Source organism: Gemmatimonas phototrophica, from assembly GCF_000695095.2.
GTDB lineage: Bacteria > Gemmatimonadota > Gemmatimonadetes > Gemmatimonadales > Gemmatimonadaceae > Gemmatimonas > Gemmatimonas phototrophica.
Map to the genome: position 1 here is coordinate 2434566 of NZ_CP011454.1, position 15749 is coordinate 2450314.

Annotated in this window: 17 protein-coding genes and 1 tRNA gene; 1 reads left to right on the forward strand and 17 read right to left on the reverse strand. The window is 64.1% G+C overall.

Features of this window, described 5'->3' with window-relative positions:
- Window positions 1-8: 8 nt before the first annotated feature.
- The 17 genes from GEMMAAP_RS10325 to smpB all read right to left on the reverse strand — a co-directional run bounded on the left by GEMMAAP_RS10325 (window position 9) and on the right by smpB (window position 15490).
- The gene (locus GEMMAAP_RS10325) at window positions 9-1070 is read right to left on the reverse strand and encodes a Gfo/Idh/MocA family protein (protein WP_026849828.1); all 1062 of its coding nucleotides are present in this window, start codon (window positions 1068-1070) and stop codon (window positions 9-11) included.
- Complete coding sequence (locus GEMMAAP_RS10330; protein WP_082821225.1) at window positions 1067-1720, reverse strand: DapH/DapD/GlmU-related protein; 654 nt, start codon at window positions 1718-1720, stop codon at window positions 1067-1069. Before GEMMAAP_RS10330 ends, GEMMAAP_RS10325 begins: the two co-directional genes overlap by 4 nt.
- Before the next feature lie 20 nt (window positions 1721-1740).
- Entirely contained in the window at window positions 1741-5001 is a 3261-nt protein-coding gene (gene carB, locus GEMMAAP_RS10335; protein WP_026849826.1) for a carbamoyl-phosphate synthase large subunit, read from the reverse strand.
- The gene (locus tag GEMMAAP_RS10340) at window positions 4985-5965 is read right to left on the reverse strand and encodes a GDP-mannose 4,6-dehydratase (RefSeq protein ID WP_053334184.1); all 981 of its coding nucleotides are present in this window, start codon (window positions 5963-5965) and stop codon (window positions 4985-4987) included. The genes carB and GEMMAAP_RS10340 overlap by 17 nt, the downstream gene beginning before the upstream one ends.
- Complete coding sequence (gene gmd, locus GEMMAAP_RS10345; RefSeq protein WP_026849825.1) at window positions 5962-6930, reverse strand: GDP-mannose 4,6-dehydratase; 969 nt, start codon at window positions 6928-6930, stop codon at window positions 5962-5964. The genes GEMMAAP_RS10340 and gmd overlap by 4 nt, the downstream gene beginning before the upstream one ends.
- A gap of 150 nt (window positions 6931-7080) precedes the next feature.
- On the reverse strand, window positions 7081-7302 hold the full coding sequence (gene rpmB, locus GEMMAAP_RS10350) for a 50S ribosomal protein L28 (RefSeq protein WP_026849824.1): 222 nt from the start codon (window positions 7300-7302) through the stop codon (window positions 7081-7083).
- Between the two features lie 11 nt (window positions 7303-7313).
- A complete protein-coding gene (rplQ, locus tag GEMMAAP_RS10355; protein WP_026849823.1) occupies window positions 7314-7670 on the reverse strand; it encodes a 50S ribosomal protein L17 in 357 nt (118 codons plus the stop codon).
- Between the two features lie 6 nt (window positions 7671-7676).
- Window positions 7677-8750, reverse strand: a complete 1074-nt coding sequence (locus tag GEMMAAP_RS10360; RefSeq protein WP_053334183.1) for a DNA-directed RNA polymerase subunit alpha — start codon at window positions 8748-8750, stop codon at window positions 7677-7679.
- A gap of 108 nt (window positions 8751-8858) precedes the next feature.
- Entirely contained in the window at window positions 8859-9494 is a 636-nt protein-coding gene (gene rpsD / locus GEMMAAP_RS10365) for a 30S ribosomal protein S4 (protein WP_026849822.1), read from the reverse strand.
- A gap of 3 nt (window positions 9495-9497) precedes the next feature.
- Window positions 9498-9875: a 30S ribosomal protein S11 gene (rpsK, locus tag GEMMAAP_RS10370; protein ID WP_026849821.1), complete on the reverse strand. Its 378-nt coding sequence runs from the start codon at window positions 9873-9875 to the stop codon at window positions 9498-9500.
- Between the two features lie 3 nt (window positions 9876-9878).
- Complete coding sequence (rpsM, locus tag GEMMAAP_RS10375) at window positions 9879-10256, reverse strand: 30S ribosomal protein S13 (protein WP_026849820.1); 378 nt, start codon at window positions 10254-10256, stop codon at window positions 9879-9881.
- Between the two features lie 15 nt (window positions 10257-10271).
- Window positions 10272-10388 (reverse strand): 50S ribosomal protein L36, encoded by a 117-nt coding sequence (gene rpmJ, locus GEMMAAP_RS10380; RefSeq protein ID WP_012683466.1) that lies wholly within the window; start codon window positions 10386-10388, stop codon window positions 10272-10274.
- 275 nt (window positions 10389-10663) lie between these two features.
- Window positions 10664-11371 carry an orotidine-5'-phosphate decarboxylase gene (gene pyrF / locus GEMMAAP_RS10385; RefSeq protein WP_043580991.1) on the reverse strand — a complete coding sequence of 236 codons (708 nt, stop codon included), beginning with the start codon at window positions 11369-11371 and terminating at the stop codon, window positions 10664-10666.
- On the reverse strand, window positions 11368-12303 hold the full coding sequence (locus tag GEMMAAP_RS10390; protein WP_026849818.1) for a dihydroorotate dehydrogenase: 936 nt from the start codon (window positions 12301-12303) through the stop codon (window positions 11368-11370). The genes pyrF and GEMMAAP_RS10390 overlap by 4 nt, the downstream gene beginning before the upstream one ends.
- Before the next feature lie 99 nt (window positions 12304-12402).
- Window positions 12403-13791, reverse strand: coding sequence for a hypothetical protein (locus tag GEMMAAP_RS10395; protein WP_026849817.1), 1389 nt, complete (start codon window positions 13789-13791; stop codon window positions 12403-12405).
- On the reverse strand, window positions 13788-15023 hold the full coding sequence (locus GEMMAAP_RS10400) for an N-acetylmuramoyl-L-alanine amidase family protein (RefSeq protein WP_053334182.1): 1236 nt from the start codon (window positions 15021-15023) through the stop codon (window positions 13788-13790). The genes GEMMAAP_RS10395 and GEMMAAP_RS10400 overlap by 4 nt, the downstream gene beginning before the upstream one ends.
- Entirely contained in the window at window positions 15020-15490 is a 471-nt protein-coding gene (gene smpB, locus GEMMAAP_RS10405) for an SsrA-binding protein SmpB (RefSeq protein ID WP_026849816.1), read from the reverse strand. Before smpB ends, GEMMAAP_RS10400 begins: the two co-directional genes overlap by 4 nt.
- A gap of 146 nt (window positions 15491-15636) precedes the next feature.
- Here smpB and GEMMAAP_RS10410 point away from each other — a divergent pair.
- A tRNA-Leu gene (locus tag GEMMAAP_RS10410) sits at window positions 15637-15720 on the forward strand.
- The last annotated feature ends 29 nt before the right edge of the window (window positions 15721-15749 follow it).

Consider the following 15749-nt stretch of genomic DNA (forward strand, 5'->3'; position numbering starts at 1 on the left):
CCTGCCAATCAGATGTTCACGCGCAGCGGCAGGGGCACATCGCGCCCTGTCTTCGCTGACTCGTAGATGCCGAGAATGAGCTCGAGCGATTTGCGACCGGCTCGACCGTCCGTATCCGGCGTGGCGCGACCGCGCAGCACCGCCACCACGTTTCGATAGTAGCCTTCGTGTCCGAATCCATACACACTGGGCGGGTTCGTGTTCGACTGTTCGACCAACTTGTCATCGTCGTCGTAGTCGGCGAACTGCCAGTGTTCCACCTTGTTGACCGCCGTGCCCCCGATCTTCACGGTGCCTTTCTCTCCAAGAATCGTGATCGAGCCTTCAAGATTCTTGGGGAAGGTGAGCATCGTGACTTCAATGGTCCCGATGGCGCCCGACCGGAACTTGAGTACCGCCACGCCGGAGTCCTCGGCCTCAATGCGACGGGCCAGCGTTGCGGTTTTGGCCATGACGCTCTCCACGGGGCCCACGAGCCACTGCACGAGGTCGACGTAATGGGAGGCCTGATTCATGAACGCGCCCCCGTCAAACTCCCAGGTGCCACGCCACGGCGCCTGATCGTAATACTCCTGCGGCCGCGTCCAGCGCACCGTGCAGTTGGCCATGTAGATGCGCCCGAACCGCCCGTTATCAATCGCGCGCTTGAGCAGCACGATGGGCGGATTGAGACGGTTCTGCTTGACGACGAAAAGATGCACGTGATGGTCATCGCACGCCTGCACCAGCGCATCGGCGGCGGCCAGCGAAATGGCCATGGGCTTCTCGCTGATGACATGACGTCCCGCCTTCGCCGCCGTGATGCCATGCTGCGGATGCAGCCCACTGGGCGTGGCCACCACAACCGCATCGCTCGGCACATCGGCGAGCATCTTCTCGTAGCTGGTAAACCATGGCACACCGGCCGCGCTGCCCGCCTGCTCCGCCCGCTCGGCCACGATATCGCACACCGAGACCAATTGCAGCTCGGGGATACGCGCGATCGCATCAAAGTGATTCTTGCTGATGCGGCCACAGCCCACCAGCGCCACTCGAATGGGCCGCCCTTCCGGAATGTGCTGTCCTGTCACGCGTTCTCCTCGACACGCGTCACCACGTCGCCACGGCGCTCATAGAGCGCGCCGGACCCGGTGCAGCGCAATTGTTCAGACGAAGTGGAATCCGCAGCAGGCGCCACCACTTCGAGGCGAAAGCCGGCTTCAGACATCCAGCCAATACGTTTCGCGGGGACACCTGCGACCAGCGCGTAATCGGGCACATCACGATTGACGACGGCCCCCGCGGCGATGAACGCGTACCGCCCCACCGTGCTGCCGCAGACGATGGTGGCGTTGGCGCCGATGCTGGCCCCGCGCTTCACGAGCGTACGCCGGTATTCGTTCTTTCGGGAAACCGCACTGCGTGGATTGTAGACGTTGGTAAAGACCATGGACGGGCCGCAGAACACATCGTCTTCCAACTCCACCCCTTCGTACAACGACACATTGTTTTGGATCTTGGCATTGTCGCCAACGGTCACGCCATTCATGACCACCACGTTCTGGCCAAGAGAACAGCGTGCGCCAATGCGGGCCCCACCGTTCACATGGCAGAAATGCCAGATCCGGGAGCCGTCACCAATGACGGCTCCATCGTCCACGTACGCGGATTCGTGGACCAGGGCACCCGCACCAAGCGTAACCCCTGGCCCAACGTGTCCTTCGCCCGCCTGGGCAATCATCCCCGGAATAGCTGCCGCGCTCACGCGACCACGGCCGCCTTGGCGGCCTGCGAAATCCGGAGAAGTTCATGCCACTCCTGTAGCGAACGAACGCCGGGCTCCCGAGTGCGGCGCGCCGCAATGGCCTCGACGGCCGCACTGGCCGCCGTCAGTGTGGTGGTATACGGCACGCGATTGGAGATGGCCGCCTGACGCAGCCGTTCATCATCAACCTGGGCGTGCTTCCCCAATGGCGTATTCACGAGCAACTGAATTTCGCCGTTGAGAATCATGTCCACGCCGTGCGGCCGTCCCTCGTGCACCTTCAGGACGGACGTGACCGGCACGCCGTGCTCCCGGAAAAAGGCCGCAGTGCCACTGGTGGCAAACACACTGAAGCCGAACTCATGGAAGCGGGCCGCCAATTTGGCCGCGGTCGGCTTGTCGCCATCGTTGACCGTGAAGAACACCGCGCCATCGTGTGGCAGCGCATTGTCCGCCGCGATCTGCGACTTGAGAAAGGCCATCCCGAAGTCCTCGTCGATCCCCATGACTTCACCGGTTGACCGCATCTCGGGGCTGAGCACCGGATCAAACTCGCGGAACTTGTTGAAGGGGAAGACGGCTTCCTTCACACTCGTATATGGCGGAATGATCTCTTCCGTAAATCCAATCTCCGCGAGGGTCTCCCCCAGCATCAGCCGCGCCGCGACGGACGGCAAGGAAACACCGATGGCCTTGGATACAAACGGTGCCGTACGTGAGGCGCGCGGATTGACCTCAATGACGTAGACGGTACCGTCCTTGTACGCGTACTGCACATTGATCAGGCCCACCACGCCCAACTTGCGGGCGAAGGCCACCGTATGCGCCTTCATCTGATCGACAGCCGCGGGCGGGATGAGATACGGCGGGAGAATGCACGCCGAGTCGCCGGAGTGAATACCGGCACTTTCGATGTGCTCCATGACGGCACCGATCACGACGTTGGTCCCGTCAGACAGGGCGTCCACGTCGGCTTCGAACGCGTCTTCGAGGAATCGATCCACGAGCACGGGTCGATCTTCCGACACGCGTGCGGCACGCTCGAAGTAGTCGCGTAACGAGGTTTCATCATGCACGATTTCCATGGCGCGACCACCCAACACGTACGAGGGGCGCACCAGTACCGGGAAACCGATGTTCTTGGCGATGGCAACGGCCTCATCGACGCTGGTCGCCGTCCCGTTCGCCGGCTGTTCAATACCCAACTCACGCGCGATGACTTCAAAGCGGCGACGATCCTCGGCCGCATCGATGGCATCTGGCGACGTCCCCAGGATGCGCACACCAGCCGCTTCCAGTGGCCGCGTAAGCTTGAGCGGCGTCTGACCGCCCAACTGCACGATGACCCCCTCCGGATTCTCGCGCTGCACAATCTCCAGTACGTCTTCGAGCGTGAGCGGCTCGAAGTACAACTTGTCGGAGATGTCAAAATCGGTGGAGACGGTTTCAGGGTTCGAGTTGACCATGATGGTCTCATAGCCCTGCGCGCGCAGCGCCAAGACGGCGCGCACACAGCAGTAGTCGAACTCGACACCTTGTCCGATACGATTGGGGCCGGAGCCGAGGATGACCACCTTCTTCTTGCCGGCGGTCTCCGCTTCGCTTTCCTCATCGTAGTTGCCGTAGAGATACGGCGTGCTCGACGGGAACTCGCCGGCGCAGGTATCGATCATCTTGTACGCCGGGCGCACGCCCAAGGCCCACCGCTGCGTTCGCGCTTCGGTTTCGGTCTGGCCACGTAGCGTGGCGAGTTGCCGGTCGGAGAAGCCCATACGCTTCATGCGGCGCATGGCCTCGGCATCGACCTCCGGCTGCGCCTGATACCACGATTCGGCGTCGATGAGTTCCTGCATCTGCGCGAGGAACCACGGATCCACGCCCGAAATTTCATACAGTTCGGCCGTGCTCATGCCAAGCAGCATGGCGCGCTTGAGCTGGAAGATGCGCTCGGGGGTTGGCCGCCGGAGTGCTCCGCGCAGTTCTTCCTTTGAGCCTTCCGTAAGGCGGTCATCAACGAGACGCTCGCCAACCGTCCACCCACTCCGCCCGGTCTCGAGCGCACGCAAAGCCTTCTGGAACGCCTCTTTGAACGTGCGTCCAATGGCCATGGACTCGCCCACAGACTTCATCTGCGTGGTGAGCCCCGGATCGCTGGAGACGAACTTCTCGAAGGCAAACCGTGGGCACTTCACGATGACGTAGTCGAGCACCGGTTCGAAGCTGGCCGGTGTGGTCTTCGTAATGTCGTTGGGGACTTCGTCGAGCGTATACCCAACCGCCAGCTTGGCGCCGATACGCGCGATGGGGAAGCCGGTGGCCTTGGAGGCCAGGGCCGACGACCGTGAGACGCGCGGATTCATCTCGATGACAATGAGTTCGCCATCCCTCGGATTCACGGCGAACTGCACGTTGCACCCGCCGGCGTCCACGCCGATCTCGCGAATGATTGCGACCGCGGCATCGCGCATCACCTGATACTCGCGATCGGTCAGCGTCATGGCCGGCGCGACCGTGATGGAGTCGCCCGTGTGGACACCCATCGGATCGAGATTCTCAATGGAGCAGACGATCACGACGTTGTCCGCGCAATCGCGCATGACCTCGAGTTCGAACTCCTTCCAACCGAGCAGCGACCGTTCGATGAGCACGGAGTGCACCGGAGAAAGATCGAGCCCACGGCGCACCATGGTATCGAATTCCTCACGATTATACGCAATGCCGCCACCGGTGCCGCCGAGCGTGAAGGACGGGCGGATGATGGCGGGAAAGCCCGTATGCTCCACCGCGGCCATGGCTTCATCGATGGACGTGACCGTGGTCCCCGTGGGGCACTTCAGGCCGATCTTCTCCATCGCCTCGGCAAACAACTTCCGATCTTCCGCCACGCGGATGGCGCGAGCGTTGGCGCCGATGAGCTGACAGCCGTACTTGTCGAGCACACCGCTGTCGTAGAGCGCGAGCGCCACGTTAAGCGCGGTTTGCCCACCCATGGTCGGCAGGACCGCGTCAGGACGTTCCTTGGCGATCACCTTTTCGACGAACTCCGCAGTGACCGGCTCCACATAAGTCCGATCGGCGAACTCCGGATCGGTCATGATGGTCGCCGGATTGGAGTTCACCAGGATGACTTCATAGCCTTCCTCGCGCAGGGCCTTGGTGGCCTGCGTCCCGGAATAATCAAACTCGGCAGCCTGCCCGATCACGATCGGCCCGGAGCCGATCACGAGAATCCGGTGCAGGTCAGAACGTCGCGGCATGGATAAGGTCTTCGATGATGTCGTCGAGTGATCGCTGCGCTCGCCACGCGGTGGCGTGCTGCAGCTTTCGCGGATCCCCGATCAAGACGGGGACGTCTACTGGTCGCACCAGCGTTGGATCCTCGGTAGGCACGGCGCGCGATCCTGTGCGGGCCAGCACCTTCTCGAGAATCTGCTGCACCGACCATCCGGTGCCACTGGCCACGTTGTACGCCTCGCCGGGCATACCCCGCTGACAGAGGGAAATATACCCAGCCACGACGTCACTGACATGCAGGAAATCGCGAACGGGCGAACGATTGCCCACCGGCATGGGCGTACCGGCGGGGGCGGTCGCCAATGCCCGCGCCCGCTGCACCAGCGCAGGGAGGAGAAAGCGGGGTGGCTGCCCTGCGCCGCTGTGATTGAAGCTGCGCGCCACAATCACGCGCAGCCCTGAGGCACGCCACGCCTGCAGCGCGAGGACCTCCTGCGCGGCCTTGGTGGCGGCGTAGACGGTTCGCGGGACCTGTATGGCCTGTTCGGCCAACGGCATGACGTGCGAGGCATCGCGCCCGTACTGCTCCGCGCTCCCCACGATCAACACGGTGGGATCACCACCGTGGCGCTCCAGCTCGAAGAGGAGACGCGCCGTGGCAGTCACGTTCACGTCCCAAGCGAGCGCCGGGTTGGCAGCGGCCGTCGGCAGGTGGGAGATGGCGGCAAGATGAATGACGGTATCGGGACGTGCCGTGGCCACTACTCGGGACACGTACGTCTCGTCACGCAGATCCCCCAGCAGCCAGGTCACCCCCTGTGGGACGGCAGGCACCCCAGGGATGGGGGCGGCCGTCACCGGATCGGTGGCCAAGGCGAACAGCGCGGACGCGTTGGCGGTCAGGGCGGGCAGCAGCCACTGACCGACAAAACCAGCCGCACCGGTGACGAGCACGCGCCCCAGCGGGCGCCCGTCTGGCGGTATCACCGCGCCGTGCGATATCGGGCGAGATCCGCCTCCACCATCATCTCCACGAGCTGCCGGAAATTGACCGTGGGCGTCCACCCGAGTTGCTCACGCGCCTTGGATGGGTCCGCGACCAGCAGATCGACCTCCGCCGGGCGGAAGAACTTTTCGTCCTGCACGACGTGATTGCGGTAGTCGAGGCCGACCGCACCGAATGCCAGTTCGCAAAACTCGCGCACGGAGTAGGTCTCACCGGTGCCAATGACATAATCGTCGGGCTCATCTTGCTGCAGCATGCGCCACATGGCATCGACGTAGTCGCCGGCAAACCCCCAATCGCGGCGCGCATCGAGATTCCCGAGACGCAATTCGTGCTGGAGACCGAGCTTGATGCGGGCCACGGCGTCCGAAATCTTGCGGGTGACAAACTCCAGCCCGCGGCGCGGCGACTCATGGTTGAACAGAATACCGCTGGCCGCATAGAGCCCGAAGCTTTCGCGGTAGTTCACGGTAATCCAATGGCCGTACACCTTGGCGACGCCGTAGGGCGAACGCGGATAGAACGGCGTGCTTTCGCGTTGCGGGGTTTCCACGACCTTGCCGAACTGCTCACTGGAACTCGCCTGATAGAACCGCGCTTTGGGCGCGGCCTTACGCAAGGCTTCGAGCATGCGCGTGACGCCAAGGGCGGTGAACTCACCGGTGAGCACGGGCTGGTTCCACGAGGTCTGGACGAAACTCTGGGCCGCCAGATTGTAGATCTCATCTGGCGCGGCGGCCTGCACTACGTCGGTGAGCGAGGTCTGGTCGAGCAGGTCGGCGGAGACCAGTTCCACGCGATCGACGAGATGGGCGATGCGCTCATACGGCGTCGTGGAGGAACGGCGAACGACGCCGACGACCCGATAGCCCTTGGTGAGCAGCAGTTCCGCGAGGTACGAGCCATCCTGGCCGGTAATGCCGGTAACGAGCGCAGTTTTTGTCACAGACGGATCAGATCGGGGTGGAGAGCGAACGTGTCGGTCGTGCGCAGCGCACGGGGTAACCAGGAACTCCGTGAAGTCGCTGATGGATACACAACGCGGGGAGACTCGCTGTTCGGCGAGCTCCCCGCGTGACGTGCTGTAGCAGGATCCTTACGCGACGGCGACCTGGCCGCGCGGCGCACGCTGCACCTTGCCGGCGGCAAGGCAACGCGTGCAGACCTTCACCTTGATGACCTTGCCCGCTTCGAGCGTGCGGACGACCTGAAGGTTGGGCTTCCAGGTACGACGGGTCTTGTTGTTCGCGTGCGAGACGTTGTTGCCGAAGGCAACACCCTTGTCGCAGTGATAGCAGCGATTGCGATTGATAGCCATGGGTGTGTGCCTCAGCCGGTGATGAGTTCGATACGCGCCATTTCAGCGCCGTCACCCTTGCGGTGGCCGGTCTTGAGAATGCGCGTGTACCCACCGGGCCGCGTGGCGAACGCGGGGCCAAGCTCCTGGAAGAGCTTGTCCGCGGCCTCACGCTTGTGCACGTGCTTGCCGGCGAGCCGGCGCGCGTGGAGCGTGCCCGTGCGAGCCTTGGTGATCAGCTTCTCGACGAACGGGCGGAGCTCCTTGGCCTTGGCCTCGGTCGTCTCGATCGCGCCCTGCTCAATGAGCGAGGTCGCGAGGTTGCGGAGCAGCGCCAGACGCTGCTCACTGGTCCGCCGGAGCTGGCGGTTGGCCTTACGATGGCGCATGGGAGTTCAGTCCTCGTCTTCGTCGTCGTCGGGCGCATTTTCGGCAGCGCGGCTGGGCGGGGTGCCCATATCGAGGATACGGACACCGTCCGTGGATTCCTCGTAGCGCATGCCGAAATTGAGCCCTTCCTTCTCGAGCAGCGCGGCGATTTCCTGCAGAGACTTCTTGCCGAAGTTCTTGACCTGAAGGATTTGCGCCTCGGTCTGGCGAACCAGATCGCCGAGCGAGCGGATGTTGGAGTTCTTGAGTGAATTGACGGAGCGAACCGACAATTCGAGGTCGTCGATGGGGGTACGGAACAGCTCAGCGAGACGGATGGCATCCGAGTTGGCACCATCACCGGCCGCACCGGGCTGCGCGGAGGCCGACGACCCAAAGCCCACAAAGTACTGGAAGTGGGTCTGGGCGAGGGCTGCCGCATAGCTCACAGATTCCTCAGGCGACATCGTGCCGTTGGTTTCGACGGTGAGCGTGAGACGGTCGTAGTCGGTGCGCTGACCGACGCGGGTTTCCGCGACGGTGAAGTTGGCCCGACGGACCGGGTTGTAGATGGCATCGATCCGCACGACATCAACCGGGAGGTTCTTGTCGGCCGGATGCTGGTCGCTCTCGACGTAGCCGCGTCCCTTGTTCACGTAGAGTTCGACGGTGAAGTCGCGCTCGTCGGTGATGGTGAAGAGATGATGCGCCGGGTCGATAACGCGCACGCCTCCCGTGGCGATGATGTCTGCCGCGGTGACCGTGCCCGGGCCCGACTTGACGATGCGGAGCACAGCCTGCTCGACTTCGTCAGGGAGGGACAGGGTGAGCGTCTTGAGATTGCCGATGATCTGGTGCACGTCTTCCACGACCCCGCCGATGGTCTGGTGCTCATGCACCACGCCATCAATGCGGAACGCCCACACAGCGGAGCCACGCAGCGACGACAGCAGCAGTCGGCGCATGGCGTTGCCCAGCGTGTGCCCGAAGCCGCGTTCGAGCGGCTGCAGGCGGAATTCGGCCAGATTGGGATTGTCCTCGCGCTTGGTCGCTTCAACCAGCTGCGGACGGACCAGCCCGGAAAGATCGATAGTTGCCATGTGAAGTCTTGAGAAAAGGTCACGCCGGTGTGGTACCGACGACGCGCTGCCTCGCCCCGAACGCGTGGCAGCCCCGTAGAGGGGTTCGGGCCCCGACCAGCTACTGCCTTACTTGGAGTACAGTTCGACGACGAGCTGTTCCTGCGCGGCGAGCGGGATGCTCGTACGCTGCGGCTTCTCGAGCACGCGGCCGCTGAACGACTCCTTGTCGACCGCGATCCACGAGAGCGAGCCGCCCTTGGACGCCTGCTCCATGGCGCTCATGACGAGCACCAACTCGCGCGAGCTCTGCTTGACGCGCACTTCTTCACCCGGCCGCACCTGGTACGACGGGATGTCGAGGAGACGCCCCTTCACTTCAATGTGGCGGTGACGGATGAGCTGACGCGCGGCCTTGCGGCTCGGAGCGAAGCCCATGCGGTACACCACATTGTCGAGACGGGTCTCAAGCGCGGCGAGCAGGTTGTGACCGGTGATACCGGCCTGCGTTGACACACGCTCGAACGTGTTGCGGAACTGCTTCTCGGAGATGCCGTAGATGCGCTTGATCTTCTGCTTCTCGCGCAGCTGCTTGGCGAACTCCGACATCTTCTTGCGACGCGCCGTGGCCTGCCCGTGCTGACCCGGGGCGTACGGACGACGCTCCACGGGGCACTTTTCGGTGAAGCACTTGGTGCCCTTCAGGAAGAGCTTGGCGCCCTCACGACGGCACTGACGGCAGCTGGGACCAGTATAACGGGCCATGGATCAAACCCTCCGGCGCTTGGGGGGACGGCAGCCGTTGTGCGGAATGGGGGTGACGTCACGAATGGACTTCACCTGCAGCCCCGCAGCGGCGAGCGCCTGGATGGCCGACTCGCGGCCAGAGCCCGGACCCTGCACGCGCACATGGACGCGGCGCACTCCGGCGGTGAGCGCTTCGCGCGCGCACTGCTCGGACGCCACGGTGGCGGCGAACGGCGTGGACTTCTTCGACCCCTTGAAGCCCGCCTTGCCGGCCGAGCCCCACGACACCGCGTTGCCATGCATGTCGGTGATCGTGATGGTCGTGTTGTTGAACGTGGCGCTGACGTGGGCGATGCCTTCGGCCTCGACGACGCGCTTGGTTTTCTTTGCGGTAGCCATGGCTTACTTGGTCACCTTCTTCTTGCCCGCGATAGCGCGGCGCGGCCCCTTCTTGGTGCGCGCGTTCGTGTGCGTGCGCTGCCCGCGCACGGGGAGGCCGCGACGGTGGCGCGTGCCACGGTACGAGCCAATGTCCATCAGGCGCTTGATGTTCATCGCGACTTCAGTGCGCAAAGCACCTTCGACGCGGAAATTGCGCTCGATTTCCTGACGGAGCTTGTTGAGATCGACATCGTTCAGGTCGCGAACGCGCTGCGCGCTCGACACACCGGCCGATTCGAGAATCTTCTGGGCGGTCTTGCGACCGATGCCGAAGATGTAGGTCAGGCCGATCTCAATCTTCTTCTCACGCGGGAGATCGACGCCAGCGATACGTGCCATATTCTACGCTTCCCCTCAGCCCTGACGCTGCTTGTGCTTGGGGTTGCGCTTGCAGATGATGCGAGTCACGCCCTGTCGCTTGACGACTTTGCAGTGCTCACAGATCGGCTTTACGCTGCTGCGAACTTTCACGGGTCACCTCGGTGCTTCCGCACCGACGGAGTCTCCCGCACCACTGTTGCCAGTAGCCGGCCGGACTCCCCATGCTGTTCATCGCTCGTGAAGCATCGCGAACGGCATCAGGTTTTCCCGATGCAGCTCTCCGATTCCGCGCATGAGCGAAGCGAATGTGGCCAGCGGATTGGCCGGTGAATTCCCGCCCCATGGGCGCCACAAAATGGCACCCAAAATGGGCAAGACCTGCAGCTTAGCGGACTTAGGCAATCCCCGCAAGTACGCGTGCGGTCTTACCTTAGCGCGGCGTGCACGGCAGCCATCGCCGCCGCCGGGTCGTCCGCCGCCGTCACCGCCCGCCCAAGAATGAGCCACCGGGCACCGGCCGCCGCCGCCGCCGCCGGCGTCATCACGCGGCGCTGATCATGCGCCGCGCCCCCGGGCAGTCGGATTCCGGGAATGAGCAACCCCAGCCGGTCACCGAAGGCCGCGCGCACCGGCGCCGCCTCGTGGCCGGAGCAGACGATCCCTGCCCCGCCCCCCGTGGCCACCAGCCCGGCCAGTCGCAGCACCTCATCCTCCACCGTCACCGACGACCGCCCCCACGCCTCCTCCACGCCGGAGGCATCCATGCTGGTGAGAATGGTCACCCCCAGAATGGCACAGCCGCCGCCGGGCTCCCCGTCGTTGGCCCCATCCACGGCAGCGGCGATCATCTCGCGGCCGCCGCTGGCATGCACCGTCAGCAAGGATGCACCATGGCGGGCCACGCTCCGCGCCGCCCCCCGCACGGTGTTGGGGATATCGTGGAGCTTGAGGTCCACGAAGACCTCCTTGCCCTGATCCCGGAGCCACGCCACGACCGACGGGCCCTCGGCTGCAAAGAGCTCCAACCCGACCTTGTAAAAGGAGCAGCTATCCCCGAGCCGGCGGACCATCGCCTCGGCACCGGCCCGGTCGGACACGTCCAGCGCCACGATGGGGATGACAACAGCGGTCATGAGTGAGGCCATTCGAGGGTTCCAATGATGGAAGTCAGATCGCGGATGCCCTGCCGATCGGCCCACTGCCGCATCTGGCGAACGATCCGTTCCGGGGCACGCGGATCCCGCAGGGCGGCGGTTCCGACCCCAACCAGTGACGCACCGGCCAGCAGATACTGCACGGCGTCGTCTCCCGTGCTGACGCCGCCGAGCCCAATCAAAGGGACCCCCGGCAGCGCCTGACTCACCCGCCAGGTCGCCAGAAGGCCAATGGGGAGCACCGCCGGTCCACTGATCCCGCCACTGCCGAAGCTGATCTTCGGCCGGCGCCGATGCGTATCGATGACCAGCCCTGGCATGGTGTTGACCAGCGTCAACCCAGTGGCTCCATGGTCCACGGCAATACGGGCCGTATCCACAATGCCCGCCCCCAGCGTTGGCGACAGCTTCACAAATATGGGACGCTGCGTTTTGGCCCGAGCCGCCGAGACCAGCGCTGCCAGCGCCTGCTGATCGGCGCCAAACTCCAACCCGCCCGCCTTCACGTTGGGGCAGCTCACATTGAGCTCGAACCCATCGATCCCCCGCTCCCCGTTGATGGCTTCCACGACCGCGGCGAAGTCGTCGATGCTGTTACCCACCACATTCACAAACACCCGGGTCCCAGGGTGATGCGCAGGTAGCCACGGGAGATATGCGGCTTTGACCGCCTCCAATCCGGGATTGGCCAGACCGATGGCATTGATCATCCCGCCGGCGAACTCACTCACTCTGAGCGCCGGGTTCCCTTTTCGAGGGCTGATACTGACGGCCTTGGTGGAAATGCCCCCCACGGCATCCAGATCCACCACATCTTCAATCTCCATCCCGAACCCGGCGGTCCCGGACGCGAGCACAACAGGATTCCGGAACTCAAGGCCGGCCACACGAAGCCCAAGGGGCCGGGCCATTGAAGCACCGGCCGTAACGAGGGGGGGCGTGGGAGCAGCTGCGACAGTCACGGGTGGCATGTCTCGGGACGAGGGAAACGGGGAGCTGCGGGCTGGTGACTAGGGAGCTCGCTGGGCGCTACGCGCCCGCAGCTTGCGTACGCTATCACTCCAGACCCGCACCGCTTCCCCCCAGCGCAATTTCAACAACGTGGGAGCGTTCGCAAAGTCATCAGCCGTTGCCGGATCCTCCCCACGCAGTCGCAGTGCGACCGCCGACGCGGGATACTCCACCCGGATACGTTGCTGCCAGCGTTCGGCGCTGTCAGGCATGAGCGTACTGGCGGCGTACCACGCGTGCGGGGCAAACACGGAGTTCGTGCGCTGCCGCGCAAACTCCGAGAACACGGCTTGCGCCAACCATGCAGAGCGGAGTGAGTCACGTGCCACTTCGCCCGCGAGAAACGCGGAAGCGCCCGTGGGATCATCGCGTCCGAGCAGCAATCGCAACAGCAGGAGGTGCTCATTGATCTGGCGACCAAAACTCGTCGTCCACGAGGCGGAATCCACCCGTGCCAACACCGAGTCGGCGCCGCTCATGGAGCGGGCCTGTCGAAGGTCAAGGTACGCTGTGCGTATCATGACTTCCCGCCGCATCAGCGAATCTTTGCCGGCAAGCGATGCAGATCGGTCCAGATACAGGCGCGCGACCGAGTCCCGTCCCGCTCTGAGCAGCTGGTCGCCGAGGGTGTATTGCAGTCGGCCCCGATTCAGATCACGGACCCGCGCATTGTCGTAGGCCCGCACCACGCGCTCGGCACCGTCCAATCGTTGTGCCAGACCGAAGTCGACGAGGGCCCGCACGACATCGTCGCGAAAGTCGCCGGCGCGCCCGCGAATCACCAGAACGGATTCGGCGCGCACAAAGTCGCGGGCGGCGAGTGCCGCGGCCGCGATTTCCCATGGGAGAAGCCCGGAATCGACGTCGCCGAGATACTGATCCGTTGCCTGCAGGTCGCCTTGCGCCAGAGCGCTACGGGCGGCCCAGAGCCGCGCCTGTCGTCTGGTTTCCCCCGCGGGGAGCGAAGGCAGCAGGGAGTCGAGCAACACGCGCGCGCGGGCAGCGTTCGAGGTACGGAGCTCACAGGCAGCCAGCGCGATGAGCGCCCGCGATTTCTCGTCACCCGATCCGGCTGCCCCGCCGAGAAACGCGGAGAGATACCGACGGCCTGTCTCACAGTCGCCGCTCAAGGCAGCGCCGCGGCCGGCGAGGTAGGTGGACCGAGACGTCCACTTGGAGGACGGATGCCGAACGATCACCGTTTCGGCATGCGCGGCAGACACCTTGAAGTCCTCCCGCGCAGCATCGTCTTCATTGCGTTGCAGCTTGGCATCGCCCCGCTTCGCCGACTTTTCGGCGTTATACACGCCGTTGTAGTACACGCAGCCACTCGCCAACAGCCAGGTCGTCGCCAGGGCTATCAGGCGATGTGCGGCACCGTGTCTCATCCGCCCACCTTCCGGTCGTATTCGTCGAGGTATCGCTCCACAGCATCGGCCAACCGATCCGCGAGCTCGGCCTGACGTTCAGGGCTGGTGATGTAGGCGGCCTCGGCCCGATTGGTCCCGAAACCGATTTCCACCAGCACAGCGGGCATGAACGCGGTAACGAGGACGACCAGGCCAGCCTGCTTCACTCCCCGATTGGGACCTGGATGCACCGTACGCATCCCCGATTGAATGAGCGTTGCGAGCCGCATGGACTCTCGCAGGTGCTCGTTCTGCGCCATATCCCGCATGATGAATCCAAGCGGATCATCGCGACTGACATCGGCATTCGTTTCGAACTTGACGGCTTCGTTTTCCATGGCGGCGACGCGCCGTTCGTCTTCCGTTTTGGCTTCGGCGAGAAAATACGTTTCGAAGCCACGCGCGCCGCCCGGATTCTGCCATCGCGGATTGGCAGCATTGACGTGGATGGACACGAACAGATCGCCCTTGGCGGCGTTCGCGATTGGGCCCCGATCGTACAGTCCGATCAATGTGTCAGTGGTCCGCGTCATGACCACGCGAATGCCGCGCGTTTCGAGGGCACGCTGGAGCTGCTTGGAGACCGCCAGCGTGACGTTCTTTTCGTAAATGCGCGGACCGCCGCCGATGGGGCCGGACATCCCATTGTCACGTCCGCCGTGACCGGCGTCCACAACGACGACACGCTGACGACCGCTGCGCGTGGCGGCCGCGTTTCCCCCCGTCGCTCGGGGCGCGGCGCCGGGAGACGCCGGCTGACGAGCGGGTGCGACGGGCCGTTTGGCCGCAGCCACCGGCGCAAACCGGCGCAACTCCCGCTTCTCCGCATCAAACATGACCCCGGTGCCAATCCGTGGCAGCAGGTCGGCGGCCAACCCCATGGGAACATACAGCTGCGCCGCGCGCCGGAACACGGGCCCACTCAACGGAAGGGTATCGTTGGCCACCACGGCAAACGCGGTGCCGGTTTCGATATCGATGCCAATGCGCCCGACTTCGAGTCGATACCGTCCGCTGCGCGCCCCGTCGCGCACCAACTGCCCGCCGAGCGCCTCGGCCAAGACATCCGCCCGCAGGGCGAGCCCGCCACCGTCAGCGGCCACGACTGGAACTTCCCGCACCCGTTCACCAAGTCGTACCGTGAGCGAAACCGGCTGTGCTACGGCTACCACCTGCAGCATCAGCCCGAGGGCCGCAAACACGGTACTCATCCCTTGCGCAGGACGCGCGCAATCTCCCGCTCCGCGTCCCGTTTCTTGAGGTCTTCACGCTTATCGTGCTGGGCCTTGCCGCGAGCCAACGCGATTCGTGTTTTGACCTTGCCATTCTTGAAATACAGATCAAGCGGCACCAGCGTGAGCCCCTGGCGTTCCACCGATCCGATGAGGCGCCGGATTTCGCGCTTGTGCAGGAGAAGCTTGCGCGTGCGCGTCGCTTCGTGATTGAACAAGTTGCCGTTGGCGTAGGCGCCAATGTGGAGATTGAGCAGAAACACCTCACCGTCTTTCACAAAACCATAGGCATCGGTGAGATTCGCCCGGCCGTCACGGAGCGCTTTCACCTCGGTACCGGTGAGCACAATGCCCGCCTCCCAGGTATCCAGGATCTCATAGTCGTGACGGGCGCGCTTGTTCCGCGCAATCAGTTCGGTCGGTTCTTCGGTGTCCTTGGTGGCCATACGTGTCCGTAACGTAATCGTTCCACCCCTCCGACGAGCGATCCGTGATCACGTTTCTTGCCGATGGCGTTGACTTCCGGGCTACTCCCGATCTATTCTTCTCGCCCTGCCGCTCCTGTGGCCACTGGCCATGGGGTGGATGTTCTGCCGGAGTGGTGGAATTGGTAGACGCGCTGCGTTCAGGGCGCAGTGTCCGCAAGGACGTGCCGGTTCGAGTCCGGCCTTCGGCACCTGTTCACAAAACGGGCAACAGTCGCTT

What these genes read in the sequence shown, in the direction of transcription:
- GEMMAAP_RS10330 (WP_082821225.1), bottom strand. Translation starts at nt 1,720, where the DNA reads ATGATTGCCCAGGCGGGCGAAGGACACGTTGGGCCAGGGGTTACGCTT.
- carB (WP_026849826.1), bottom strand. Translation starts at nt 5,001, where the DNA reads ATGCCGCGACGTTCTGACCTGCACCGGATTCTCGTGATCGGCTCCGGG.
- rpmB (WP_026849824.1), bottom strand. Translation starts at nt 7,302, where the DNA reads ATGGCTATCAATCGCAATCGCTGCTATCACTGCGACAAGGGTGTTGCC.
- rplQ (WP_026849823.1), bottom strand. Translation starts at nt 7,670, where the DNA reads ATGCGCCATCGTAAGGCCAACCGCCAGCTCCGGCGGACCAGTGAGCAG.
- GEMMAAP_RS10360 (WP_053334183.1), bottom strand. Translation starts at nt 8,750, where the DNA reads ATGGCAACTATCGATCTTTCCGGGCTGGTCCGTCCGCAGCTGGTTGAA.
- rpsD (WP_026849822.1), bottom strand. Translation starts at nt 9,494, where the DNA reads ATGGCCCGTTATACTGGTCCCAGCTGCCGTCAGTGCCGTCGTGAGGGC.
- rpsK (WP_026849821.1), bottom strand. Translation starts at nt 9,875, where the DNA reads ATGGCTACCGCAAAGAAAACCAAGCGCGTCGTCGAGGCCGAAGGCATC.
- rpsM (WP_026849820.1), bottom strand. Translation starts at nt 10,256, where the DNA reads ATGGCACGTATCGCTGGCGTCGATCTCCCGCGTGAGAAGAAGATTGAG.
- pyrF (WP_043580991.1), bottom strand. Translation starts at nt 11,371, where the DNA reads ATGACCGCTGTTGTCATCCCCATCGTGGCGCTGGACGTGTCCGACCGG.
- GEMMAAP_RS10390 (WP_026849818.1), bottom strand. Translation starts at nt 12,303, where the DNA reads ATGGCCCGGCCCCTTGGGCTTCGTGTGGCCGGCCTTGAGTTCCGGAAT.
- GEMMAAP_RS10395 (WP_026849817.1), bottom strand. Translation starts at nt 13,791, where the DNA reads ATGAGACACGGTGCCGCACATCGCCTGATAGCCCTGGCGACGACCTGG.
- GEMMAAP_RS10400 (WP_053334182.1), bottom strand. Translation starts at nt 15,023, where the DNA reads ATGAGTACCGTGTTTGCGGCCCTCGGGCTGATGCTGCAGGTGGTAGCC.
- smpB (WP_026849816.1), bottom strand. Translation starts at nt 15,490, where the DNA reads ATGGCCACCAAGGACACCGAAGAACCGACCGAACTGATTGCGCGGAAC.